We start from the raw sequence: 24,938 nt of genomic DNA, 5'->3' as shown, positions 1-24,938 counted from the left end.
CAACCAAACTTTTTGCCAAATTAAATTAAAATAATTCGTAAAACACAAACAAACAAGTCATTACGAAAATGATTTGACTAAATTATGTGTGCCCTAAGATCATTTATCAATGAACTACTATCAATATTTACTTAATTTGAAAATTCTTTTATGAAGAATCTTCAACAAATCTTAAATTAAAATTAAATGAAGGAACTAAACAACACTATAATATTAAGACCTCGTTTTACTGTAACTTTAGATTGTGATATATCTTTAGTGAATAGCCAATTTAAAAAAGCCAAACTCAATAGAAAAGGCTACAAAGTTTCTTTTAGTGACCAGCACATCTTCATTAGAATCTCAAAAAAGCAACAGCATTTCTGGTCTCCACAATTACATTTAGAATTACAGAATAACAATATGACAACGGAAATACGAGGCTTATATGGACCCAAACCTACTGTATGGACGATGTTCATGTTTCTACATTTTGTTGTGGCAATACTTTTATTAGGAACTATCATTTGGGGATATACGATGGCAGCAACTCACAATAGTATTAATTCAGCTCTTGTATCAGCCTTATTGTTAATCTTTATATGGTTATCCTTTTATATTGCTGGTCGATTTGGAAAGAAAAAGGCTAACAAACAAATGCTTGAACTAAATACATTTTTCTATTCTATAATTGATCCTATTGAAAAATCATAGGCACTTCAATTAATAATAATTCCGAGTCTTGTTGCGAATGGACAGTAAATGAAGTTGCATCCTCAATAGCAATAGCATCTCTAGAAGAGAGAAATTGATTATTAATGTTAACCTTTCCACTAATCACCATTACAAAAACTCCATTCCCTTTCATATTAATGGTGTATATGATTTCTTTACCTTTATAGAGGTTACTCATATACATCCACGCGTTTTGATGAATCCAAACTCCATCATCATCAGGATTTGGCGATAATATTTGTTGCAACTTGTTGACTCTATCTTCTAGGTTTAATTGAAGCTCATCGTACCTAGGAACTACATTTTGTTTATTAGGAAAAATCCAAATTTGAAACAGCTTCAATTCTTCATTCTGTAAAGCGTTATATTCAGAATGTGTCACTCCTGTTCCAGCGCTCATTACTTGAACTTCTCCTGCTGCAATTTGCGCCTTATTCCCCATACTATCTTCATGCTCTAATTTACCACTTAATGGAATAGTTATGATTTCCATATTATTATGAGGATGTTTTGGAAATCCTGCTCCGCCAGCAATACGATCATCATTCAATACACGTAGCGCACCAAAATTAATTTTTTCAGGATTATACCAACTAGCAAAACTAAAACTATGGTTTGCTTCTAACCATCCATGATTAGCATATCCTCTATCTTCAGCTCTATGCACCGTTGCTTTCATATCTGTTTTTTTTACCATAAAATAAACAATACTTGTACCAACAAATATATTGAGGACAATTTGTCATTTATAACTCGCTTTCGCGAAAGCGAGATAACATTAAGCTACTGGAAGATTAAATTTAAATGTGCTACCTGAATTTTGTTTACTCATAACGGTAATTGTAGATTGATGTAGATCAAGTATTTTTTTAACTATCGCTAATCCCAATCCTGCTCCATTCTTTGCAAAGCTTTCACTAGACTGCTTGAAACGTTCAAAGATGCTGGATTGCATCTCAGGCGCGATACCTATACCCGAATCGTTAACCTTAACTAAGCACTGCTCTCCTGACTTTTCTAACTCAACCCTTATAGATCCTTTATCAGGTGTGAACTTCAAGGCATTATCGATCAAGTTTTGTAAAGCCCGCTCGATAAGACTTATGTCTGCATAGACTAATATATTTTCATTATTCTTTACTGCGATACTAAGGTCTATATTCTTCTTTTTAGCCAGAATATCATATTTAGAAACTAAATCCAGACACAAATCTGTTATTGAAAATTGCTCCATTAAAGGTTCTATTTGCTTTGCTTCTAGTTTAGAATACTCAAATAATTGTTCGACCAGATTAGTAAGCTTATCACTGTTAGAGCTTATCACATTTAAGTATTTGTTTTTCTCCTGTTCTGTTAAGCTACCCGATTTTTCTTGTAAAGTGTCAGCATATCCTTTTAGGACTGCAAGTGGAGTTCTTAAATCATGTGAAACATTTGCTATTAATTGTCTACGTAATTCATCGACAGATTTAATCTCTTCCAAATTTTCGTTGATAGTGTCAGCCATATCGTTAAAAGTATGGGCAAAAACAGCAACATCCGTTTTTTCTGGATCTTCTATTCTCGCATTAAGATCTCCTTCCTTAAACCTACGAGCTACTTGAGTAATCGTACGTAAGTTTTTTGTGATAAACCAGATCAAGACAAAACCTATCAATAGAGTGAAAAATGTAGTCAAAGCAATTGCTCCTAGACCAAAACTCTTAATATACTTATTAAATATATTACTACTAGCAAGCTGATAAGCTTCTCCTGAGAGTATTATATATATGTATCCATTTCTGCCGTTATTTTCAAAAGGTGCCACAGAAAAAATCTTACGCTCTGATCGATCTCTTGGATCATCACCTAAACAAAAACCCTTGTAATCAGATTCAATAAAATCAGTTATAGGTTTAGTGTCCACGTATAGAGCTGGCTCCTTTGGACTATGTTCTAAAACAACCGAATGTAAAACTTCACCATCTATGCCCAATAAATACACCTCAATACTGCGATTTACTGCCATCATATCATGCATTAAATCGCCAAACACAGCCTTATTAACGGAACCGTCTTCCATAAATGGGGAAGCATCTGCAAATTTCTCATCTATCAGATGTTGCGCTAGTGGCGCATTAATTTCTTGTTGTGTAGCGAGATGATGTTGATTAGAAAAATAGGTCGTTACTAGAATATAACAAGCCGCCATACCTAAAATCAATAGAGATAAGGCGAGCCATAGTTTAAAAACTAGTTTAGGGGTTAATGTAGATTGCTTACTCATATTATATATCTTCATTAAATCGGTAACCTATTCCCCAAGTAGTTAATATGTAAATAGGATTACCCATGTCAGGTTCAATTTTTGCACGCAGCCTATTGATATGTGAATTTACAGTGTGCTCATAACCAGAAAAATTATAACCCCATATAACATCCAATAATTCTGACCTACTATAGCTGCGACCAGGATAATTTGCTAGCAGTATAAGAAGATCAAATTCTTTAGGGGAAAGATCGATTTTCTTCCCTTCTAAAGTGACACGACGCATTTCAATATTAATTTTCAAATCTCCAAAATCTAATTCTGCAGATTTTGAGTCACTCGTTTGCTGATTAGACGCATCACTTCTTCTCATTACAGCTTTTGCTCTCGCTTTTAATTCACGTATAGAAAATGGTTTAGTGATATAATCATCTGCACCTATCTCTAGCCCTAGTACCTTATCTATCTCTTCAGTTTTAGCGGTAACCATTATGATAGGTGTGTTTTTAGTCTTACGTAGTTCTCGACACACTTCTACACCGTTAAGTTTAGGAATAGATAAATCTAATAGAATTAAATCATAATCTTTATGCTGTGCTTTTTCTAATGCACTTAATCCATCATTAACACTTTCCACCTCAGCATTAAGGTCTTTCATGTGTATCTCTAGTAGATCCACAATCTCTAGATCGTCCTCTACAATTAATATTTGATTTGCCATAGGATAAAAGTCCATAAAGTATATCACAAAACAATCACGTCATTGCGATAAAAGTTGATAATTACGTGACGCTAATGGGATATCATAATCATTAGTTTGTACAGTAAAATAATCAAACTTAAAAAAAATGAAAAAGTATTTAGCACTATTAGCAGCAGCTACATTAACATTTACCAGTTGTAATAACGATGACGATAACAGCGGTAATATAGCCACAAAAAATTTAACTCTCGACTTACAAGGTCTAGAAGATCTAGGATCAGGATTTGCTTATGAAGGATGGGTAATGGTTGATGGTTCACCTATAACAACGGGTGTATTTACTGTAGATGATAGTGGAAATTTAAGCCAGACATCATTTACTGTAGACGCGGCAACACTAGATGCTGCAACTGCATTTATTTTAACTATTGAACCTAGTCCAGATCCAGATCCAGCACCTGCAGACTCAAAATACATCGCAGGAGAATTCAATAATGACACTGCTAGTCTTTCAACAAATTTTGGTCCAGCACCAGGTGATTTCAGTGCCGCCAGCGGTAGTTTCTTTTTAAGAACTCCTACAGATGAGCCAGCAGGAACAGCAAACAATGGAAACGATACTAACGGTGTATGGTTTGGATTACCTGGCATGCCACCTACTGCAGACTTCAACCTACCTACATTACCTGCGGGATGGATATATGAAGGTTGGGTTGTAGGAGATGCAGGAGCACTTTCTACAGGTACATTTACAGATTTCTCATCAGTAGACTCTGGTAATGGATTTTCAGGAACTCAAAACAATGCTGGACCACCAGTACCAGGAGAAGACTTTTTCAACAACCTTCCTATGGGTGAATCATTACCATTTAGTGTAGTCGGTCGTAATGTAGTAATTACTGTAGAGCCTGTACCAGATAATTCTCCAGCACCTTTTACATTAAAGCCACTTGCAGCAATTGCTGGACCAGATACTGCTCCTAACTCACAATCTTTCAATAATAATGTTACCGTTTCTTTCCCTACCGGAACCGTAACTAAATAAAGAAATATGAAGATAACTTTGGTTGGTTAGTTTGAAGTACCTCACAAATCTTAAGATTCTGTGGGGTATTTCTTTTTAAGACGCATTTTCTCTTTTTAAACTTACGTATGGATGTTTTAAATACGCTTTCGCGAAAGCGTATCCACGAGCATATTTTATTCTAAAGGTTTCTATCGCAGCATATCCTAGTAATGCACATCCTGCAAGCATTAAGGCTAGCGGCAATAATGAAACTGTCACATAACTAGACACAAACCAGCTCGCAAAGGAACCAAAAATCATACTCACCGCACCTACAAATGCACTAGCACTACCAGCTCTTACCGTAAATGGTTGTAAGGCAAGCGCTGTAACGTTAGGATTTTGAAACCCGATAAATGTCATCATTAAAAATAATAAAGGATACACTACCCAGAATTGCGGCTCAAAGAAACTGATATGTCCTACTAAAAGTAAAGTGGTTACCACTAGCAAAATACTTATCGTATAAGTGATTTGAAAGGTCGTAAAACGTCTTAATAAAAATCGGTTGATCTGGCTACCAGCAATAAGCCCAGCAGCATTACTACCAAAGATAATCGCAAAATCACTTTGTGCCATGTCAAAAAAGTCCAAGAAAATAAATGGTGCCGCAGCCACATAGCCTAGTAAAGCACCTATCACAAAACCTCGAGCAGTTGAAAATAAGAAAAAGGCTTTGTCTTTATAAATAGTCCAGTATTCTCTCAATACCGGAACTGGATGCAAACTAGTCGCAAGGTTAGGCTTAGAACTTTCAGGAAGAATAAAAACCACGTTAAACAACATTAAGGCTGCAAAACCTGCTAGCCCATAAAATATCATATCCCAGTGATAATGTTCTATAATAAAGCCACCAATGGTAGGTGCAATGATAGGTGCAATTCCCATGATAAGCATTAAGGTACTCAACACCTCAGCAACTTTATCATCATCAAATAAATCTCTTACAATTGCTTTACTGGCTACCATACCTGCACAAGCTCCTAAAGCTGTAAAAAAGCGCAAGGTTGCTAGTGAAGAAACATCCCATGCATAAGCACTTAAAACACTAGTTGTGATATATAAAATTAATCCAGCAATAAGTGGTCTACGTCTACCATACCGATCCATTAATGGACCATAAGCAAGTTGACCTAAACCTATCCCTATAAAATAAGTGGTTAAAGTGAAACCTATCGCACTGGTATCTACCTTAAAGTCTCCAGCAATTTGTTTAAAAGCAGGCAAATAGGCGTCTATAGAAAATGGCCCTATGGCTATTAGAGTTCCTAACACTAATATGACACTGGTTTTCCTTCCTTTACTTACGTTTTCTTTATCTACTTGTTTAACTTTCACCTTGCAAAATTACTTTTTTGAGAACGCCTAAAGCATACAATTAGGAAAGGTTTACGATTTTATAACCACTAGATAAATTGTACTTTTAAGCCAAAGTTGAAAATGATGAAAAAGACGATTACCCTTCTTTTAATAACTATCGCAATCTACAGTTGTAAAAACGCTGAAAAGAAGGAAGGAAAAAAGACCCTTTCTAATACGGAACAAGTCGCTCAAGCAGCAGGATTTGATAATTGGGACGCTATTAAAGAAGTGAAATTCACCTTTTCAGTTGGTAAAATGGGACGTAATTTATATGACCGTAACTGGACGTGGAATCGCCATACTGGTGACGTAACTCTTATCGCATCACCAGATACCGTACAATATAATCGCCGTCAACCTATGGATTCTATACAAACCAGTGCAGACCGTGCTTTTGTAAATGACATCTACTGGCTATTACCAGAATTTAAATTCATCACAGATAGTGGTACAAAAATCGTTGAAAAAAGCAACGCTGTCGCGCCTATTTCAAAAGACACACTTGATATGTTTACCATTGTGTATAGCAATGATGGTGGTTACACACCTGGCGACGCATATGATGTTTACTATGATAAAAAACACAATTTGAGAGAATGGGTTTATAGACAGCAAAATGATACCACCATAGGTATGATGACCACATTTGAAAAATTTGATACCATCAACGGTATAAAAGTAGCAACAGATCATCGTACTCCAGACCGCATGACACGCATTCATTTAACTAACATAGAGTTCAACAAATAATGGAATTCAAAACTACCAGAGATTACGCATTACAATTAGATCAAGACGATTCTTTATCTCGCTTTCGCGAAAGCTTCCATATACCAAAACATACCGACGGAACAGACTCCATATATCTATGTGGTAATTCCTTAGGCTTACAACCTCGCCAGACCAAAACCTTTCTGAATCAAGAACTAGATGACTGGGCAAAATTAGGTGTAGAAGGACACTTTCATGCAGAGAATCCTTGGATGCCTTATCACGAGTTTCTTACAGAGACCACCGCACAAGTTGTAGGTGCAAAACCGCACGAAGTGGTGATTATGAATACGCTTACAACTAACCTTCATTTAATGATGGTCAGTTTTTACCAGCCTAAAGGCAAGCGCACTAAAATAATCATAGAGGCAGATGCTTTTCCTAGTGATCGCTATGCCGTTGCGTCCCAAGTCCAATTTCACGGACACGATGATAAAGAAAATATTATCGAGTGGTCACCTAGAACTGGCGAGCATACACCAAGATTAGAAGATCTAGAATCAATTCTTAAAGAACAAGGCGATACCATTGCCTTAATTATGGTAGGTGCTGTAAACTATTATACAGGCCAGTTTTTTGACTTAAAAAAAATTACAGAGTTAGGCCATGCTGCTGGAGCCATGGTAGGTTTTGACTGTGCGCATGGTGCTGGTAATGTAGATTTGCAGTTGCACGATTCTGGAGCCGACTTTGCCGTATGGTGCACTTATAAATATATGAATTCAGGTCCTGGAAGTTTAGGTGGTTGTTTTGTACATGAACGTCATGCGAGTAATAATGACTTACCACGATTTACAGGTTGGTGGGGACACAATAAAGACACACGATTTAAAATGCGTGACGACTTTGAACCTATGCACGGTGCCGAAGGCTGGCAATTATCCAATCCACCAATATTAAGTATGGTAGCCATAAGAGCAAGTCTGGATTTATTTGCTCAAGCAGGTTTTGAAAATTTGAGAAAAAAATCTATCCAATTAACCAACTATCTAGAATACCTAGTAGGCGAATTAGATGGTGACCGCATATCGATTATCACACCTAGCGAACCAAAAGATCGTGGTTGTCAATTATCCCTAGCCGTTAAAAATGCTGACAAATCATTGTTTGACGCCATTACCTCAAAAGGTGTGATTGCCGACTGGCGCGAACCAGACGTGATTCGTATCGCACCAGTGCCTCTATACAATAATTATGAGGATTGTTGGCGATTTGTGGATGTGTTGAGATCAGAGTTATGATAAAGTGTTCAAAGTTTAAAGTTCAAAGTTTTAGTTTCATAGTTGTAATGGTATTGACCAGTATAACTTTTATCGGTTGTCAACCTAATTCTGATAGAGTCTTTAATAAAGTTAAGCAATTGGCAGGATTTGAAAAAAATTATAAGCCAGAGTTGATTCAGTATGGAAAAGAAGAAGGTGTTATGGAAACTATTTTCGAATACTCTATTTTCACGATTGACTCTTTAAGTTTTAAAGAGTTAGAAAAATCCATTAATAGTAACTCAAAAATTACAAAAGGGAAGTATTATTTAAACATAGAATTAGATAATTACATCATAGAAAACAATTTAAAAATTTTGAATTTGAACAATTCTGTTATTTATGAAAATCTGTTCGATGAAATTTATCAAGTATACCTTCTATCAGACAGAAAATCTTTTGTCGTGTGTAGAATTGACTAAAGAATGAGATGTAAATATGTTTTTGGTTTTAGGCGAGACAAAGAAGGTCAGTTCTAGCGCAGTCGAGAACAGCTTCTAATCCTGATAAACCATGAAGAATCTCAATCAAAAAAAGCCCGACTTCAGTCGGCGTAATAAAAGAACGCCGCAGGCAACAGAACCATTTCATAGCGCAGACTTAAGTCTGCCAGCAATGAGAATAAATAGCAAGAAGATAAATGCAAATAAAGATAATAACCAAGAAATACAAACTGCTTCAAAGGCTTCAAAACGCAGCACTTCTAGGAATGGTTATATGTTTTTTGCTATTTATATTTAAAGAAATAGAATGGAAATATTCAATGTTTATTTTGATGTTTGCAGTGAGTAGTTTTGCTTTTCTGGCTTTTGTTTCATTATTCATTCAAATACTTAAGCTTAGATTCATTAAGAAAAGGCAGATTGATATGTCTATTGTTCAAGAAGTAACATGGAATGTTGATACCGAAACAACGAAGTCTGAAGTTCACTTAAACGACTTAACTTACACCAGAAATTACATCACATTAGACAATAACAATTTTGAAATAAAAGCCAAATCGGCTTTTATTCTAGGTAATAATAATCTTGAGTTAGTACGACTAACTCATTTAAAAACATCGACTTTTGAATCTAACCCAAAAGATTTATTGTCATTTTTCAATTAGGAATACAAATAATGAAAACAACTAACAAAAAAACCAAAATACTCATCACTGGAGCAGGACTTTGCGGTTCTTTATTAGGACTGCGTCTGGCACAACGAGGTTATCATGTAGATATACTCGAGAAACGTCCCGATATGCGCAAAGCAGTTGTTGATGGTGGTCGTTCTATTAACTTAGCACTTTCTGATCGTGGACTGGCTGGTTTAAAACTAGTAGGTCTGGAAGAAAAAGTTCGCGAGTTGTGTATTCCTATGCATGGTAGATTAATACATGATGTAGAGGGAAACACCTTTGCTTCTAACTATAGTGGTCGTGAAGGTGAGTACATCAATTCTATATCACGGGAAGAACTTAACAAACTGTTACTCGATGAAGCCGATAAGTACGAAGATGTTCAAATAGACTTTGATGACGCGGTAACATCTGTAGATTTAAAAAACGCATCAGTCACCTATCACGATTCTGAAACCGATACCGAGAAAGAATGGAAAGCAGATATCGTTCTAGGAACTGACGGTGCAGGATCTGTGGTACGCAAAGCGATGATGAAACAGCGAGACTTTTTGTTTTCGCATAGTATGAACTGGTTACCGCACGGTTATAAAGAATTGAACATTCCGCCTACAGAAAATGGGAAATGGCGTATCGAGAAAAATTTCTTGCACATATGGCCACGTGGTGGTTTTATGTTGATTGCTTTACCTAATCTCGATGGTAGTTTCACGCTTACTTTGTTCATGCAATATGACGGCGATGGACCAGCATTCAACAAGATTAAAACTGACCAAGAAATCACCGATTTCTTCACGACTTATTTTAAAGATGTGATGGAACACATTCCAGATTTGATAGAGCAATACCATACAAATCCAGCTCCGCCATTAGGAACAGTGCGTTGTTCACCATGGACGGCTTATGGAACTAGTTTGATTATGGGTGACGCTGCTCACGCCATTGTACCTTTTTATGGTCAAGGAATGAATGCGAGTTTTGAAGACGTAGTCGTTTTTGACGAGATGTTAGACCAACACGAGAATTGGTCAGACGCATTCGATGCCTTTTCAAAAACAAGAAAACCAGATGCCGATGCTATTGCAGATCTTGCTTTGGACAATTTTGTAGAGATGAGAGACAGCGTGGCAAATCCTAACTTCCAGTTGAAAAGGCAAATCGAGATGCGTTTAGAAGCAGCTTTCGCGAAAGCGGAATACCAATCTAAATACTCACTCGTAACTTTCCCTGAAGAAGGAATAAGCTATAGAGAGGCTATGCTTAAAGGACGAGCGCAAGACAAAGCAATTTTATGGTTGCTAGAAAACGACCAAATAAAAGTAGAAGACGATTTAAACGATTTATTAAAATCCATCCAGCAAAAGACCGAAGAGGTGTTGTGGCTGCGAGGATAATTTAAAATAACAATAATGGCAGTATTAAAAGATAAAGCAACACCTAGAGGAAAATATCCACATATCAAGCGCGTGGGCGATTTCTTATTTGTTTCAGGAACCAGCAGCCGTAGAAAAGACAATACTTTTGCAGGCGTAGAAGTGGACGAGATGGGAACGACTAACCTCGATATAAAAGCACAAACCGCAGCGGTTTTAGAAAACATAGATGCGATCTTACAAACGGAAGGAGCGTCGATAAAAGATGTCGTTGATGTGACTACATTTTTGGTGAATATGAACGACTTTGGTGGTTATAATACAACTTACGGTGAGTTCTTCGATTACGACGGACCTACTAGAACAACCGTTGCAGTGCATCAATTACCTCATCCGCATTTACTGATTGAGATTAAAGCGATGGCTTATAAGCCGATTTAAGTTTAAACCTAAGGATAAGTTTAAATTGAATAATTTTTATAAGCTGTAAAGCGCAAATAAACTATAGAAAATAGTGGTAAGGGCGAAATTAATTCCGTCCAAAATAGATGACGAATCCGCCCAAACCAAACCAAAAGAACATGGACATAAAAAACTTCATCAATAACAGTGAGCACATTCCATTAAGTGGATTGTGGTTGGATAATTATGAACCAGCAAGCGGTCAGGTTTATGGACAGATTCCTAATTCAAATGAAGATGATATTGAAAAAGCCTATCAAGCGGCAAACGCTGCTTTTAAAGATTGGTCCACTACCAGTATTGATGAACGTTCCAGAATCATGTTGCGCATCGCAGATCTAATAGAAGAAAACCTAGAACAACTCGCCGCAGCAGAATCTCGTGATAATGGAAAACCCTTATGGCTTGCTACAGCAGTAGATATTCCACGTGCTTCTTCAAACTTCCGTTTTTATGGAAACGCGATTACGCAGTATTCAAGTGATGCTCATGAAAGCGTAGGCAAAAACACGATGAATTTTACCATGCGCAAACCTATAGGCGTGGTAGGATGCATATCTCCATGGAATTTACCTTTGTATTTATTCAGCTGGAAAATTGCTCCGGCGATTGCAGCAGGAAATTGTGTGGTGTCAAAACCTAGTGAGGTCACGCCAGCAACGGCATACTTGCTTGGTGAGATTGTAAAAAAAGCAGGATTACCGGCTGGTGTCCTTAATATAGTACATGGTTTAGGCGGTAGTTGCGGTCAGGCCATTGTAGCTCATCCAGGCATTAAAGCCATTAGTTTTACAGGTGGAACCACTACTGGCGAGCACATCGCTAGAACGGCAGCGCCTATGTTTAAAAAATTATCGTTAGAATTAGGTGGTAAGAATCCTAACATCATTTTTGCCGACTGTGATTATGATAAAATGCTCACCACGACCCTACGATCTTCTTTTGCAAATCAAGGGCAGATCTGTTTGTGTGGTAGTAGGATCCTAGTGGAACAATCACTCTATGAGAAATTCAAGACAGACTTTGTTGCTCGTGTACAACAACTCAAAGTAGGTCCTCCTAATCAGCCTGACTCCAAAGTAGGTGCTGTAGTCAGTGCTGCTCATAGAGATAAGATTTTGGATTATATCGCTTTCGCGAAAGCGAATCCCGAAGAATACACCATAATATCTGGAGGAAATTCGATTCTTATAGAAGGTCACGAAGGTGGCTATTATCTAGAACCTACGGTCATAGAAGTCCAGTCTAATGATTGTAAATTGAACCAAGAAGAGATTTTTGGACCAGTGGTAACCATCATGCCGTTTAAGGATGAAGCGCATGCACTAGAACTCGCAAATGGTACTCGATATGGATTAAGCGCCACATTATGGACGAATGATTTGAGCCGCACCATGAGAATGAGCAATGAACTAGAAGCCGGTATCGTATGGGTAAATACCTGGTTAAATCGTGATTTACGCACACCTTTTGGCGGTGTTAAAGACAGCGGTGTAGGTCGTGAAGGCGGATTTGAAGCCTTGAACTTTTTTACTGAGCCTAAGAATATTTGTATTGAATACTAACTACCACACGATCATCATAGGCGGCGGCGCAGCAGGATTTTTTACAGCAATCAACCTTGCTGAGCGATTGCCTGAAGCTAAAATCGCAATTCTTGAACGAGGGAAAGATGTACTTCAAAAGGTACGTATTTCTGGTGGTGGACGCTGTAATGTCACTCATGCCGAATTTATTCCTAAAGAGCTATCGTTGAATTATCCGCGTGGTGAGAAAGAATTATTAGGTCCATTCCATAGTTTCATGACTGGAGATACTATTGCATGGTTTGAAGAACGTGGCGTGACATTGAAAATAGAAGAAGATGGACGTATGTTTCCTACTACAGATTCTTCACAAACGATCATTAACTGTTTTCTTGAGCTCGCACAAAAATTCAACATAGAAATTTTAACCAGCCATAATGTAACTTCCATAAATAAAGAAGAAAACTGGAACGTATATACTAAAGAAGAACAATTTGCTTGTAAAAACCTAATAATCACTGCTGGTAGTAGTCCTAAAGTTTGGGAGATGATGCGTGAATTAGGTCATTCCATAGAAAGAGCTGTTCCTTCTTTATTTACCTTTAATATAGTAGACAAAAAAATCACAGAGCTTGCAGGAATTGCGCTTGAAGCAACGGTAGAAATCCCACAATTGAAATTAGAATCTCAAGGTCCTTTATTAATAACGCATTGGGGCTTTTCTGGTCCAGCAATTTTAAAAATGAGCGCTTGGGGCGCACGAGAATTAAATGGATCTGATTATAAGTTTGATGTGGTTATAAACTGGCTCAATTATATTACTACACAAGAATGTTTTGAAACCTTAGTAGCTCAGCGTTCTAGCAAAAGACAGGTCGGGAACGAGTGGTTATTTGATGTTCCTAAAAGGCTTTGGAAGTTTCTAGTGGAAAGCATCAACCTCACAGAAAAAAACTGGGCAGACTGTTCAAACAAAGATTTACAAAACCTCGCAACAGTTTTGACCGCAAGCACTTTTTCTGTAAATGGTAAAAGTACTTTTAAAGAAGAGTTTGTCACCGCTGGTGGTGTGGATTTAAAAGAAATCAACTTTAAAACTTTTGCTTCTAAAAAACAGGAAAACCTTTATCTCGCTGGTGAGGTTCTCAACATAGATGCCATTACTGGTGGTTTTAATTTTCAAAATGCCTGGACTGGTGGATGGATCATTGCGCAATCGATTGATGATTAAATTTTTTACTCTAAATTCTACAATTCTTTGTTTTTTTAGGTACTTTAAGTCTCTAAAAGCATCTTATGATTTTAAAAGATATTCACCAATATATCTGCATCCTTTTGCTATTTGCTGGTAACTCATATTTCACTTATGGTCAAACCGATAATATTAAAGAACCTTTATCAGGAGAAGTAAAATCTATAAGAGTTACTATTGAATTTGTTAATGACTCCATTCAGAATTTAAAACTTTTTAGTATTGATAATGATTATGGACATACTGGTTTCATAAGTCCTACGGCTGTAAAAAGCAACTTTAATTCTATATGGCATGAAACTACAGCAACCCGTTATTTAAATTACTATCAAGAAAGAGATAGAAAAGACAGAATCATTAAAGAGTTATGGCTTAATAAAAAAGATGAACTTGTAGAAGATTATAGATATTTCTACAACGATAACTCCAACTTAAAACAAGAAGAGAATACTTCCGAATTTGAAAAAAAATTTGCGATTGAAAAATTTTGCGATTTTCAAAAATATTATTTTGAAGAAAATCTGTTAATCAAAAAAACAGAAGAGGATTATTGGAAGGATAAGGAAGATTTTGAGACATATATTTATGATAAAAATAAAAAGCTTATCAATAAATTCAGATATTACTCTGATCCTGGAAATAGAAATCTTATGGATGGAGAGCTTAATATTTATGAAGACACTTTACTAGTTAAAACTACTCCTTATGATTATAGTAATTCTCAATATGATCAAGGTCGTGAGTATACCTATGACGGTAAACACAGATTGACAGAAATCTATCAACTACTTTACTACAAATGGGTTAGCGTAGATGACACTTTGAAAAGAATATACTCCTCAATTCCTTTAAAAAAACTTTACTGTACGCATGAATATGATGACAAAAACAATATCGTTAAAGAGATTTTTTACAACGATGATAATAACAATAATGATTCTATAAACCATTTCAAAACAATAGAAAGGCAGTTCAAAAATAATCTAGAAGTAAACATTAAAACCACTTATTCTATTACGAAAGACGAGCTTTCGGTTTCTTTAATTGAAAAAGAATTTGATGATTCTAATCGCATCATCTCTTACCTCAGATATTTTAAAGATGTTCTCAATGCTGAAAGACATTATGCTTACAACTCACACAACGACGTGATATCAATTCAATTAGTACGTTATGATGAGTCAAATGCAATCACTAAAAATAAGATAGATTTTAAATTTGAGTACGATTCACATGGCAATTGGATTCAACAAGTAAAATCAGTTGATGGTCAACCACTTTTTATCTGGCATCGCAAAATCGAATATTATAATTAAGACATTACCGAAACCGATTGCGCAATCTTATTCAAAACTCATCATTTTAAAAAATCGCTTTTCTTAACTTTAGCTTTCAAAAGAAAGACATTGAACAAGAAAACGATATTAATGATTCTCGATGGATGGGGAATCACTCAAGACCCAAAAGTTAGCGCCATCGCTCAAGCACAGACTCCTTTTATAGATAGTCTATATGATAAATATCCACATGCAACACTGCGCACAGACGGCGAGCACGTTGGATTACCAGAAGGGCAAATGGGAAATAGTGAAGTAGGCCACATGAATCTAGGTGCTGGCCGTATTGTCTATCAAGATCTAGCCAAAATCAATAAAGCCATTAAAGAAGATACGCTTAAAGATGAGCAGGTTCTTGTTGATGCACTCGCTTTCGCGAAAGCGAATTCCAAAAAAGTTCACTTCTTAGGGTTATTATCTGATGGTGGAGTTCATGCGCATATAGACCATTTAAAAGCACTATTAGATGTAGCTGAAAGTCATGAAATAGAAGATGTTTTTATACATGCCTTTACTGATGGACGCGATGTAGACCCAAAGTCTGGCGCAGGTCACATTGCAAATCTGGAAAAACATATCTCAGGAACTAATGCACAACTGGCAACTGTTACAGGACGTTATTTTGCCATGGATAGAGACCAGCGATGGGATCGTGTTAAAAAAGCATATGATGTTATTGTTCACGGAATGGGACAACCATCACACGATGCTACTAATTCTATTAAAGAGTTTTATAATCAAGGTGTCACTGATGAATTTATTGAACCTATCGTGGTTCTTAATGGAACAGAACCTGTAGCTACTGTTGAAGATGGTGATGTTATCATATTCTTTAACTATCGTACGGATCGTGGTCGTGAGTTAACTCAAATGTTATCTCAGCAAGACTATCACGAGCAAAATACTCATGCGCTAAATTTATATTATGTGACCATGACAAAGTATGATGATAGTTATAAAAATGTAAAAGTCATCTTTGAAAAAGATAATTTAAAAAACACTCTAGGTGAGGTACTATCTGCTGCTGGTAAAACACAAATACGTATTGCCGAAACTGAGAAATATCCACATGTGACTTTCTTTTTTAATGGTGGTCAAGAAAAACCATTTAAAGGAGAAGAAAGAATTATGTGTAACTCTCCTAAAGTAGCAACCTATGACTTGCAACCCGAAATGTCCATCGATTGTGTTTCAAGTAGTATCATACCCGAAATTAACAGACAAGCTGCAGATTTTATATGTCTTAATTTTGCAAATCCTGATATGGTAGGCCATACAGGCTCTATGGAGGCTGCAGTAAAGGCGTGTGAAGCTGTTGATCAAGCAGCACATGATGTCATAACAGCTGCAATGGAACAAGATTACACCATTATTGTTATTGCTGATCATGGAAATTGCGAGGTAATGCTTAATCCTGATGGATCTGTAAATACTGCACACACGACCAATCCGGTACCTATTATTTTAGTAGATAAAGATTTAAAAGAAGTTAAGGACGGCATCTTGGGTGATATAGCTCCTACTATATTAAAGTTAATAGGTGTTAAACAACCTGAAGAAATGACTCAAAATTCGTTACTTTAACCCTATGAAAAAGATTATACTATTATTAACCGTAATACTGTTAGCTAGTTGTGGAACACAAAAAGCAACAACAGAAAAAGAAGCAAGTGTTGCTCAACCTGAAGTACCAGCAACACCAGAACCACCTAAAACACCAGTTTTAGTTAATGGGCATTTATCTGGTGTTCAAACTAAGGATGCTTTTATGCAAGAGCCATTTTCAACATGGTTCACACCACGTTATAGCGCATACAGTCTCGACGAAGAAACAAAAAACACGCTAGCCGATGCTATGAAAGATGTTGAAATCAGAGCTTATATGGGAACCTGGTGCGGCGATTCAAAACGTGAAACACCTATGTTTTATAAACTATTAGATGAAGTAGGTTTTAAAGAAAAAAATCTAACACTAATTACTGTAGATAGATCAAAATCAAAACCAGAAGAATTAGTGTCTGGTTATAATGTAGTAAGAGTACCAACTTTTATCTTTTATCGCGGTGGACAGGAAATAGGTCGATATGTAGAACGACCAAGAGAAAGTCTAGAAAAGGATATTTTAAAAATAGTAACTGGAGTGCCTTATAAACATTCTTACGATAATTAAATGACAACTTTAAACCCAGCAAATGCTGGGTTTCTTTTTAAGAAGAATTATGAGCGCGATAAATCTGAATGAAAAACTCACCTTATTTCAAGAAACCTGGACTCCTAAGATTATAGGCGAGCTTAATGGGCAACAAGTAAAACTTGCAAAACTTAAAGGTGAATTTGTATGGCATCAACATGAGAATGAAGATGAACTTTTCTATGTGGTGAAAGGTCAATTAATCATTGAACTAAGAGATCAAACGATTACTCTTAAAGAAGGAGAAATGTACATCGTACCACGCGGTGTAGAACATAAACCTATTGCGCATGAAGAAGTTCATGTCATGCTATTTGAACCTGCAAGCACAGCACATACTGGCGATATAGAACATGAGTTAACTAAAGATGAGTTAGACTGGATATGATTTCAAAAATCAGCCTTATTATTCTTTAGTGTTCTTTACGCTTACTAAAACAAGCTTTCCTATGTGTTTTTAATTTTGATTTTTAAAAGCATCGCGTTTGGAATTGCTATTTTTGCACTTTATTACAATCTATGATAGTTACTAAAACTCGAGAAGAATTAGAAATAATGCGTCGTGCTGCACTTATGGTAAGTAAAACACTTGCTATGGTTGCTGCCGAGATCAAACCTGGTGTTACTACTTTAAAATTAGACACCATGGCCGAAGAATTTATACGCGATCATGGAGCTATTCCAGGATTTAAAGGTTTATATGATTGTCCTAGTACACTACTTATTTCACCTAATGAAGAAGTAGTACACGGTATACCAAAAGATGTAGAAATAAAAGATGGTGATGTACTATCTGTGGACTGCGGTGCCATCGTAGACGGGTTTTATGGAGATCATGCTTATACATTTGCAGTAGGCGAAATTCCTCAAGAGACGCAAGATTTATTAGATCGCACTAAAAATTCTTTGTACTTGGGTATTGAGCAATTTCGTGTAGGGAATCGTGTAGGTGATGTAGGCTATGCCATCCAGAATTATTGTGAAGGATTTGGTTATGGTGTAGTACGTGAACTAGTAGGTCATGGACTAGGTCGCACCATGCATGAAGATCCACAAATGCCTAATTATGGAAAACGTGGGCGCGGGAAGAAATTTGTAGAAGGAATGACTGTTGCTATAGAACCTATGATTAATCTAGGTACTAAAGACATCAAGCACTATCCAGATGGATGGACTATTAAAACTCGTGACATGAAACCTAGTGCACACTTTGAGCACGATATCGCCATTGTAGATGGAGAACCTCGTTTATTAAGTACGTTTGATTATATCTATGAAGTACTAGGAATTACTTCAAACGAAGAAGATCCTTATCGCTGGAAAGATTAAGTAAGGAGTGATATAGGATCAACGATAAATGAAAAAACTCTTCAAATTCTTCCTCAACCTTATCCCAAGGCCATGGCTTATTAGCTTGAGCTATTGGGTGCGTCCGCTAATGGCGTGGTGGTATCGTGGTGATCGATATACAGATCCTATAGATGGGAAATCTTTTAAAAGCTTTTTACCTTATGGCTACGGAATCGTGAGAGAAAATGTCCTTTCTCCTTCTACTCTATCCTTAGAACGTCACCGTTTACTTTGGTTGTACCTTAATAGAGAAACAGACTTACTTACTCGTCCACAATCGCTATTGCATTTTGCACCGGAACAATGTTTTTATAAACGCTTCCGCGAAAGCGAAACTATAACATACACCACAACAGATTTACTTTCTCCACTGGCAGATGTCAAGGCAGATATTTGTAACCTACCGTTTGAAGATAACAGTTATGACTTCATACTATGTAATCATGTTTTAGAACATATTCCTGATGATGAGACTGCAATGAAAGAATTGTATCGCGTCTTAAAACCTGGTGGAAAAGCCATTTTACAAATTCCGTTAGAAAATGACCGAGACGTAACCTTTGAAGATGATTCTATAACAGATAAAGAAGAACGCGCTAAGATTTTTGGCCAGTATGATCACGTTAGGGTTTATGGAATGGATTATTTTGACCGTTTAAAATCCATTGGATTTCAAGTGGATGCCGTTGATTACACAGCACACCTGTCTACAGATGAAGTGGATAAATACAGACTAGCAAAAGGAGAATTAATCCCTGTAGTGACTAAATCTGTGGTTTAATATATTGATTAAAACCTGGCGTGAGTTCAAATCGCAGCATTCCATTATCATCAATATACATTATAATAACCTCGATTTCTGGTATGTTTTTGAGCAGTACTCTAGATTTTTCTAATGGCATTGCCATAAGAGCTGTCGCATAGCCATCTGCTAGTGTACAATTATTTGCAATGACATTAACACCTATGACCTGTGATGGTTGAGCTAGTCCGGTTATAGGATTTACGGTATGAACGTACTCGATTCCCGTCGCCTCATCAACTTTATACTTGCGATAATTTCCACTACCTGCCATGGCTTTATCTTCTAAATTAATAGCCATAAGAGTCTTAGTTCCTTGAGCGCCGCTTTTAGGGTCATTAATACCGACTAGAAATGGTGCATCCTTTTCTAGATTTTTACCTTTAGTAATTACCTCACCACCTACCTCTACAATATAATTCTCAACTCCTTTTTCATCCAGCATTCTAGCGATATAATCTACTAACGTACCTTTGGCAATGGCATTATACTCTAGAAACATTCCTGGCTGTGTAGTTGTCACGTGGTAACCTTCATCAATTGCAGTTTTTTGTATATCCATTTTATAAAAACCTACAAACTGTAATAGACTATCAATTTGTTTTTGTGATGGAATACTAGTTTGTTCACCATTTGCTCCAAATCCGTAAGCGTTTACTAAGTTTCCAACTGTAGGATCAAAGTATCCATCAGTCTTGCGATAGATCTCTTGAGCAGCATCAAAAACTTCTTTAAATGCCTTACCTACAACAACAGTAGAATCTCCATCATTAATTCTATTTATATCAGATCCAGGTACCCAAGTAGACATGCTTTGATTAAACATATCAATTATTGCGTCTATATCTTCTGTAAGCTCCAGCGGCACATCATGAAAAGCTTTAATTCCATAAGTGGTGCCTATCGCATTGCCTACAAAAGTTTGCGGTGCGGTTAGTTCCTGTTTTTTTTCACAAGAGATTACTATAAGGATAAGTAATAGAATTAGTTTTTTCATTTGATTTCAATTAGGCCTGCAAAATTAATGGTATAATCTTCTTCGTGATGTACTGGTATTTCGTAATTTTTTGAATTAGCTAGCCCTACACCAGCATAATAAGTTCGTGCTTTAAATTTAATGCCATGATCTTTAAGTTTATTCATAAATACTTGATCATACTCAACTGGGTTTGCAGGATAAGAAATCGCTCGTACTACTACAAAATGTAATGTTTTATCCTTGAGTGCCACAAACTGTGGATTCTTTTTAGGCTTAGAATTTATAGATATAAATTCAAAACCTAATTCTTCCATTTCCTTACCTACGATATTCATCGCTAGTTGATGCAGTTCTTGTTCTGTAAGTGGTGTCATACTACAAAAATAGTCACTAACTCATCAATAGACTATAAAGGTTTACTTAAAACCACGAGCGGCTTATTAAAAATCTAGATATGACTATATTTAGGCACAAACTGACTCTGCACCTATGAAAAGAATAGCACTATGCGCACTCTTTACAATTCTTATGTTTTCCTGTCAACAGAAAAATGAAACTATCATAACTGACAATTCTGTAGCAAAAACAGACAGACCACTTACAGAATACGTCAACACCTTCATAGGAACTGGTGGACATGGGCACACTTATCCTGGCGCGACGATGCCTTTTGGAATGATGCAATTGAGTCCAGACACTAGACTCGATGGTTGGGATGGATGTAGTGGTTATCATTATACAGACGATGTGATTTATGGATTCTCACATACTCATTTAAGCGGAACAGGAGTAAGCGATTACGGCGATATTCTTTTGATGCCTACTACAAAGCCTACTCTACACAACGGTGCCGATGGAAAAGAAGGCTACTCTTCAAAATTCTCTCACGATAATGAAAAAGCAAGTCCCGGATATTATGAAGTGCATCTGGACGATACTGATATAGACGTGCGATTAACAGTTACAGAACGTGCAGGAATGCATGAATATCGCTTTCGCGAAAGCAAGAACCAATACGTCATCCTAGACTTATTACATAGAGATAAATTACTAGAGCATGATGTACAATTCTTATCCGATACTGAGATTACTGGAAAACGATATTCCAGCGCATGGGCTACTAAGCAAATGCTCTATTTCTATATAAAAACATCGCATCCTATTAAAAACTGGAATCGTAAGTACATAACTACACCAGAAATTGAAGCCCTAGAACTGGACAATCCCGATAATGAACCAGTCACCATCAAAATAGGAATAAGTCCAGTAGATAAAGAAGGAGCAAAACGCAATCTTGAAGCTGAAATAGGTGAAAAAAAATTTGACACCATTAAAAAAGAGGCAAACGATGCTTGGGAAAAACAGTTAAATAAAATCGTTATTGAAGATGATAATCACGATAACAAAGTAAATTTCTACAGCGCTCTATATCACACCATGATTGCTCCAAATTTATATCAAGATGTAGATGGTCGTTACAGAGGAATGGATCTAGAAATTTACGAAACACAAGATTTTGATTACTACACAGTATTTTCATTGTGGGATACTTATCGAGCTGCTCATCCATTATATACCATTATTGAACAAGAACGAACTAATGATTTTATCAACACCTTTACTGCTAAATATAAGGAAGGTGGCATTATGCCCATCTGGGATTTGAGCGGTAATTACACCGGCTGTATGATAGGTTACCACGCCGTACCTGTAATAGCCGATGCTTACATGAAAGGAATACGCGACTATGATGTAGACCTAGCTTTTGAGGCTATGAAACACAGTGCAACTAGAGATAAATTAGGCTTAGATTCTTATAAATCATTAGGATTTATTCCCGTAGAATTGGAAAGTGAGTCTGTTTCTAAAACGCTAGAATATGCTTATGATGACTGGACCATTGCACAACTGGCTCAAGAATTAAAAAAACCTGACGATTACAAAACTTATATTCAAAGAGCACAGTATTACAAAAATCTATATAATCCAGCCACAGGTTTTCTTCAAGGTAGAATGCGCAATACCTGGTTTGCACCGTTCAAGCCTGAAGAGGTGAACTTTAATTACACTGAGGCAAACGCATGGCAGTATAGCTTATATACTCCACAGGACATCTCTGGCCATATTAAATTAATGGGAGGAAATGCGGCTTATGAAAAACATCTAGACGAAATGTTCAATGCATCCATGAAAACTTCAGGACGTCATCAAGCAGATATTACTGGTCTTATAGGTCAATATGCACATGGCAATGAACCTAGCCACCATATGGCTTATCTGTACAACTATGTAGGCAAACCGTATAAAACCCAAGAGAAAGTTTATGAAATATTAACCTCACTCTATCACAATGCGCCAGATGGAGTGTCTGGTAATGAAGACTGTGGACAGATGAGCGCTTGGTATGTACTCAGTTCGCTAGGGTTTTATCCGGTGACTCCAGGATCAAATGAATATGTGATAGGAACACCTCTTTTTGACAAAGCGACGATCAATCTGGAAAATGGAAAGCAATTCACTATAGAGAAGCATGGTGATGGTAAGTATATCGCTTCCGCGAAAGCGAATTCTCAACCACATTACAACTCTCACATAACTCACGATCTTATATTGAATGGTGGTACGCTAGCGTTTGAGATGAGTAACGAAGCAACCGATTGGGGAACAGTTCAAGAAAACTGGCCAGTATCTTCTATTAAAGATGAACTTATTATCACACCTCCATTTATAGAAAAAGGTAAAATCGCATTTGCAGACTCTACCGTCATTCATTTAAATCAGGTTAATGAAAATGCAACTATGTTCTACTCCAGAGATGAGTCTGCATGGCAAGAATATAAATCCCCTATTACTTTATATAATGCGGGAACATTATCTGTGATAGCTCGTATGGAAGATAAAAAAAGTCCAGTGGTTACCACCGCTTTTTATAAATATGATAAAAACATGAAGGTGACTCTTGAGCATTCTTATGCAAACGAGTATAGCGCTGGTGGTAATAATGCATTAATCGATGGCATGAGAGGAACTGAAGATTTCCGTTCTGGAGCCTGGCAAGGAACTCAGAATGAAGACTTAAATGTGACTATAGATTTAGGCAACCCTAGAACAATTAGTAGTATAGAAGTAGGTTTCTTAAAAGATCAACGCAGTTGGATTTTCTGGCCTAAGACTGTAACTTTTGAATTCTACAATGAAAATGGTGAAATGGTAAAAAACATAAATCGTAATTTACCAGAAACAGGAAAAGAAGAAGTGTCTAAAGTCTTTAGACCTCGCCTAGAAACTCCTGACATTCAGGATAAAATTAAGTTTATTAAAATGAAAGCCATCACATATGGAAAACTACCTGAATGGCATTTGGGATATCCTTTTGACGGTACCTCATGGATTTTCATAGATGAAATTAACGTAAACTAAACCAGATTGAAAAGAAGACAATTTATAAAAAAAACAGCTCAAGGTAGTGCTGCGTTTACGTTGGGCGCTACATTACTGTCGTGTGTAGAATCAACAAATAAATCGATTATGACAAATAAAACAGCACCTGTAGCTATTTGCACTTGGGGTTTTACAAAAGCAAATCAAGCTGCTGGTGAAGCATTAGAATCTGGTATGGCAGCACTTGATGCAGCAATCAAAGGTGTAGCTGTAGAAGAAGAAAACATAAAAAACACCACAGTAGGTAAAGGAGGCGCACCAGATCGAGAAGGTAACGTAACCTTAGATGCCTGTGTAATGAATTCAAACGGTGATTGTGGTGCTGTAGTTTGCGTTGAAAATATTACTAATGTTGCTGCATTGGCTAAAGTTGTCATGGAAGAAACTCCACACGTCATGTTAGCTGGTAAAGGCGCCGAAGAACTGGCGTATAAAAATGGCTTTCAAGCAGAGCAACTACTTACCGATTCTTCAGAGGCTGCTTATAGAGAATGGCTCAAAACTAGCGAATACAAACCTATTATTAACATAGAAAATCATGATACTATAGGAATGCTATGCATGGATCAACATGGTGATATCGCTGGAGCTTGTACCACATCTGGACTTTCATATAAAATGAAAGGTCGTGTAGGTGATTCTCCTATAATTGGGTCCGGTTTGTTTGTAGACAATGAGATAGGTGGCGCCGCTGCTACTGGAATGGGTGAGGAAATCATGAAAACCGTAGGTAGTTTTTTAATTGTTGAATTGATGAGACAAGGTAAAACACCACAAGAAGCTTGTGAAGAAGCTGTACAACGCATCGTTACCAAAAATAAAAACATAGAAAATTTTCAAGTAGCTTATATCGCTCTCAATAAGAAAGGGGAAACTGGCAGTTACTGTATTCATCCTGGATTTGCAATGATGCAGTATAAAGATGGTACTAATTCACGTATAACATCAGCAGCAACACTGGACTCATAGAAACATACCA

General features: G+C 36.7%; 25 protein-coding genes. 19 read left to right on the top strand and 6 right to left on the bottom strand.

The window, feature by feature from the left end:
* Positions 1–186 precede the first annotated feature (186 nt).
* Positions 187–693 carry a hypothetical protein gene (locus IL45_RS12090; protein WP_036584301.1) on the top strand — a complete coding sequence of 169 codons (507 nt, stop codon included), beginning with the start codon at positions 187–189 and terminating at the stop codon, positions 691–693.
* On the opposite strand, the gene IL45_RS12085 is transcribed toward IL45_RS12090, so the two are convergent.
* The 3 genes from IL45_RS12085 to IL45_RS12075 form a co-directional block, all read right to left on the bottom strand.
* The gene (locus IL45_RS12085; protein WP_036585346.1) at positions 677–1,393 is read right to left on the bottom strand and encodes a pirin family protein; all 717 of its coding nucleotides are present in this window, start codon (positions 1,391–1,393) and stop codon (positions 677–679) included. The genes IL45_RS12090 and IL45_RS12085 overlap by 17 nt on opposite strands.
* A 99-nt stretch (positions 1,394–1,492) precedes the next feature.
* A complete protein-coding gene (locus IL45_RS12080; RefSeq protein ID WP_036585343.1) occupies positions 1,493–2,980 on the bottom strand; it encodes a sensor histidine kinase in 1,488 nt (495 codons plus the stop codon).
* Position 2,981: 1 nt separating this feature from the next.
* Positions 2,982–3,683: a response regulator transcription factor gene (locus tag IL45_RS12075; protein ID WP_200875717.1), complete on the bottom strand. Its 702-nt coding sequence runs from the start codon at positions 3,681–3,683 to the stop codon at positions 2,982–2,984.
* A gap of 127 nt (positions 3,684–3,810) precedes the next feature.
* On the opposite strand from IL45_RS12075, the gene IL45_RS12070 reads away from it, so the two are divergent.
* Positions 3,811–4,710, top strand: a complete 900-nt coding sequence (locus IL45_RS12070; protein ID WP_036584296.1) for an anti-sigma factor domain-containing protein — start codon at positions 3,811–3,813, stop codon at positions 4,708–4,710.
* A 75-nt stretch (positions 4,711–4,785) separates the two neighbouring features.
* Here IL45_RS12070 and IL45_RS12065 read toward each other — a convergent pair whose 3' ends face one another.
* A complete protein-coding gene (locus tag IL45_RS12065) occupies positions 4,786–6,069 on the bottom strand; it encodes a multidrug effflux MFS transporter (protein ID WP_036584294.1) in 1,284 nt (427 codons plus the stop codon).
* A gap of 105 nt (positions 6,070–6,174) precedes the next feature.
* On the opposite strand from IL45_RS12065, the gene IL45_RS12060 reads away from it, so the two are divergent.
* The 15 genes from IL45_RS12060 (at position 6,175) to IL45_RS11995 (ending at position 19,518) form a co-directional block, all read left to right on the top strand.
* On the top strand, positions 6,175–6,843 hold the full coding sequence (locus tag IL45_RS12060; RefSeq protein ID WP_036585340.1) for a hypothetical protein: 669 nt from the start codon (positions 6,175–6,177) through the stop codon (positions 6,841–6,843).
* Positions 6,843–8,105, top strand: a complete 1,263-nt coding sequence (gene kynU, locus IL45_RS12055) for a kynureninase (RefSeq protein WP_036584292.1) — start codon at positions 6,843–6,845, stop codon at positions 8,103–8,105. The genes IL45_RS12060 and kynU overlap by 1 nt, the downstream gene beginning before the upstream one ends.
* Positions 8,106–8,224: 119 nt before the next feature.
* Positions 8,225–8,548, top strand: a complete 324-nt coding sequence (locus IL45_RS12050) for a glycerol-3-phosphate responsive antiterminator (RefSeq protein WP_146128648.1) — start codon at positions 8,225–8,227, stop codon at positions 8,546–8,548.
* Between the two features lie 91 nt (positions 8,549–8,639).
* Positions 8,640–8,867 (top strand): hypothetical protein, encoded by a 228-nt coding sequence (locus IL45_RS15025; RefSeq protein ID WP_146128647.1) that lies wholly within the window; start codon positions 8,640–8,642, stop codon positions 8,865–8,867.
* 127 nt (positions 8,868–8,994) lie between these two features.
* Entirely contained in the window at positions 8,995–9,234 is a 240-nt protein-coding gene (locus tag IL45_RS15020; RefSeq protein ID WP_146128646.1) for a hypothetical protein, read from the top strand.
* Positions 9,235–9,245: 11 nt separating this feature from the next.
* Positions 9,246–10,640 (top strand): FAD-dependent oxidoreductase, encoded by a 1,395-nt coding sequence (locus IL45_RS12040; RefSeq protein ID WP_036584285.1) that lies wholly within the window; start codon positions 9,246–9,248, stop codon positions 10,638–10,640.
* A gap of 15 nt (positions 10,641–10,655) precedes the next feature.
* Positions 10,656–11,060 carry a RidA family protein gene (locus tag IL45_RS12035; protein ID WP_036584284.1) on the top strand — a complete coding sequence of 135 codons (405 nt, stop codon included), beginning with the start codon at positions 10,656–10,658 and terminating at the stop codon, positions 11,058–11,060.
* A gap of 140 nt (positions 11,061–11,200) precedes the next feature.
* Entirely contained in the window at positions 11,201–12,646 is a 1,446-nt protein-coding gene (locus tag IL45_RS12030; protein WP_036585337.1) for an aldehyde dehydrogenase, read from the top strand.
* Positions 12,636–13,838 carry a BaiN/RdsA family NAD(P)/FAD-dependent oxidoreductase gene (locus tag IL45_RS12025; RefSeq protein ID WP_036584282.1) on the top strand — a complete coding sequence of 401 codons (1,203 nt, stop codon included), beginning with the start codon at positions 12,636–12,638 and terminating at the stop codon, positions 13,836–13,838. Before IL45_RS12030 ends, IL45_RS12025 begins: the two co-directional genes overlap by 11 nt.
* 65 nt (positions 13,839–13,903) lie before the next feature.
* Positions 13,904–15,175, top strand: a complete 1,272-nt coding sequence (locus IL45_RS12020) for a hypothetical protein (protein ID WP_036584280.1) — start codon at positions 13,904–13,906, stop codon at positions 15,173–15,175.
* A gap of 90 nt (positions 15,176–15,265) precedes the next feature.
* Positions 15,266–16,780, top strand: a complete 1,515-nt coding sequence (gene gpmI / locus IL45_RS12015; RefSeq protein ID WP_036584277.1) for a 2,3-bisphosphoglycerate-independent phosphoglycerate mutase — start codon at positions 15,266–15,268, stop codon at positions 16,778–16,780.
* Positions 16,781–16,784: 4 nt separating this feature from the next.
* Positions 16,785–17,366, top strand: coding sequence for a thioredoxin family protein (locus IL45_RS12010; protein WP_036584275.1), 582 nt, complete (start codon positions 16,785–16,787; stop codon positions 17,364–17,366).
* A gap of 49 nt (positions 17,367–17,415) precedes the next feature.
* Entirely contained in the window at positions 17,416–17,775 is a 360-nt protein-coding gene (locus tag IL45_RS12005; protein WP_036584272.1) for a cupin domain-containing protein, read from the top strand.
* A 131-nt stretch (positions 17,776–17,906) separates the two neighbouring features.
* A complete protein-coding gene (gene map / locus IL45_RS12000; RefSeq protein ID WP_006796011.1) occupies positions 17,907–18,716 on the top strand; it encodes a type I methionyl aminopeptidase in 810 nt (269 codons plus the stop codon).
* Positions 18,717–18,744: 28 nt separating this feature from the next.
* Positions 18,745–19,518: a class I SAM-dependent methyltransferase gene (locus IL45_RS11995; protein WP_036584269.1), complete on the top strand. Its 774-nt coding sequence runs from the start codon at positions 18,745–18,747 to the stop codon at positions 19,516–19,518.
* Here IL45_RS11995 and IL45_RS11990 read toward each other — a convergent pair.
* Positions 19,502–20,536 carry an FAD:protein FMN transferase gene (locus IL45_RS11990; protein ID WP_036584266.1) on the bottom strand — a complete coding sequence of 345 codons (1,035 nt, stop codon included), beginning with the start codon at positions 20,534–20,536 and terminating at the stop codon, positions 19,502–19,504. The two genes, IL45_RS11995 and IL45_RS11990, sit on opposite strands and share 17 nt — an antisense overlap.
* Entirely contained in the window at positions 20,533–20,892 is a 360-nt protein-coding gene (locus tag IL45_RS11985) for a hypothetical protein (protein WP_036584263.1), read from the bottom strand. The genes IL45_RS11990 and IL45_RS11985 overlap by 4 nt, the downstream gene beginning before the upstream one ends.
* Before the next feature lie 115 nt (positions 20,893–21,007).
* On the opposite strand from IL45_RS11985, the gene IL45_RS11980 reads away from it, so the two are divergent.
* Together IL45_RS11980 and IL45_RS11975 are read left to right on the top strand one after the other, a co-directional pair.
* A complete protein-coding gene (locus tag IL45_RS11980) occupies positions 21,008–23,938 on the top strand; it encodes a GH92 family glycosyl hydrolase (RefSeq protein ID WP_036584261.1) in 2,931 nt (976 codons plus the stop codon).
* A gap of 6 nt (positions 23,939–23,944) precedes the next feature.
* A complete protein-coding gene (locus IL45_RS11975) occupies positions 23,945–24,928 on the top strand; it encodes an isoaspartyl peptidase/L-asparaginase family protein (protein WP_036584259.1) in 984 nt (327 codons plus the stop codon).
* Positions 24,929–24,938: the final 10 nt, after the last annotated feature.

This window comes from Nonlabens ulvanivorans, assembly GCF_000732625.1.
Classification (GTDB): domain Bacteria; phylum Bacteroidota; class Bacteroidia; order Flavobacteriales; family Flavobacteriaceae; genus Nonlabens; species Nonlabens ulvanivorans.
This window is presented reverse-complemented; position numbering and strand designations above follow the sequence as displayed.

What these genes read in the sequence shown, in the direction of transcription:
- IL45_RS12090 (WP_036584301.1), top strand. Translation starts at nt 187, where the DNA reads ATGAAGGAACTAAACAACACTATAATATTAAGACCTCGTTTTACTGTA.
- IL45_RS12085 (WP_036585346.1), bottom strand. Translation starts at nt 1,393, where the DNA reads ATGAAAGCAACGGTGCATAGAGCTGAAGATAGAGGATATGCTAATCAT.
- IL45_RS12080 (WP_036585343.1), bottom strand. Translation starts at nt 2,980, where the DNA reads ATGAGTAAGCAATCTACATTAACCCCTAAACTAGTTTTTAAACTATGG.
- IL45_RS12075 (WP_200875717.1), bottom strand. Translation starts at nt 3,683, where the DNA reads ATGGCAAATCAAATATTAATTGTAGAGGACGATCTAGAGATTGTGGAT.
- IL45_RS12070 (WP_036584296.1), top strand. Translation starts at nt 3,811, where the DNA reads ATGAAAAAGTATTTAGCACTATTAGCAGCAGCTACATTAACATTTACC.
- IL45_RS12060 (WP_036585340.1), top strand. Translation starts at nt 6,175, where the DNA reads ATGAAAAAGACGATTACCCTTCTTTTAATAACTATCGCAATCTACAGT.
- kynU (WP_036584292.1), top strand. Translation starts at nt 6,843, where the DNA reads ATGGAATTCAAAACTACCAGAGATTACGCATTACAATTAGATCAAGAC.
- IL45_RS15025 (WP_146128647.1), top strand. Translation starts at nt 8,640, where the DNA reads ATGAAGAATCTCAATCAAAAAAAGCCCGACTTCAGTCGGCGTAATAAA.
- IL45_RS15020 (WP_146128646.1), top strand. Translation starts at nt 8,995, where the DNA reads ATGTCTATTGTTCAAGAAGTAACATGGAATGTTGATACCGAAACAACG.
- IL45_RS12040 (WP_036584285.1), top strand. Translation starts at nt 9,246, where the DNA reads ATGAAAACAACTAACAAAAAAACCAAAATACTCATCACTGGAGCAGGA.
- IL45_RS12035 (WP_036584284.1), top strand. Translation starts at nt 10,656, where the DNA reads ATGGCAGTATTAAAAGATAAAGCAACACCTAGAGGAAAATATCCACAT.
- IL45_RS12030 (WP_036585337.1), top strand. Translation starts at nt 11,201, where the DNA reads ATGGACATAAAAAACTTCATCAATAACAGTGAGCACATTCCATTAAGT.
- IL45_RS12020 (WP_036584280.1), top strand. Translation starts at nt 13,904, where the DNA reads ATGATTTTAAAAGATATTCACCAATATATCTGCATCCTTTTGCTATTT.
- IL45_RS12010 (WP_036584275.1), top strand. Translation starts at nt 16,785, where the DNA reads ATGAAAAAGATTATACTATTATTAACCGTAATACTGTTAGCTAGTTGT.
- IL45_RS12005 (WP_036584272.1), top strand. Translation starts at nt 17,416, where the DNA reads ATGAGCGCGATAAATCTGAATGAAAAACTCACCTTATTTCAAGAAACC.
- map (WP_006796011.1), top strand. Translation starts at nt 17,907, where the DNA reads ATGATAGTTACTAAAACTCGAGAAGAATTAGAAATAATGCGTCGTGCT.
- IL45_RS11995 (WP_036584269.1), top strand. Translation starts at nt 18,745, where the DNA reads ATGAAAAAACTCTTCAAATTCTTCCTCAACCTTATCCCAAGGCCATGG.
- IL45_RS11990 (WP_036584266.1), bottom strand. Translation starts at nt 20,536, where the DNA reads ATGAAAAAACTAATTCTATTACTTATCCTTATAGTAATCTCTTGTGAA.
- IL45_RS11985 (WP_036584263.1), bottom strand. Translation starts at nt 20,892, where the DNA reads ATGACACCACTTACAGAACAAGAACTGCATCAACTAGCGATGAATATC.
- IL45_RS11980 (WP_036584261.1), top strand. Translation starts at nt 21,008, where the DNA reads ATGAAAAGAATAGCACTATGCGCACTCTTTACAATTCTTATGTTTTCC.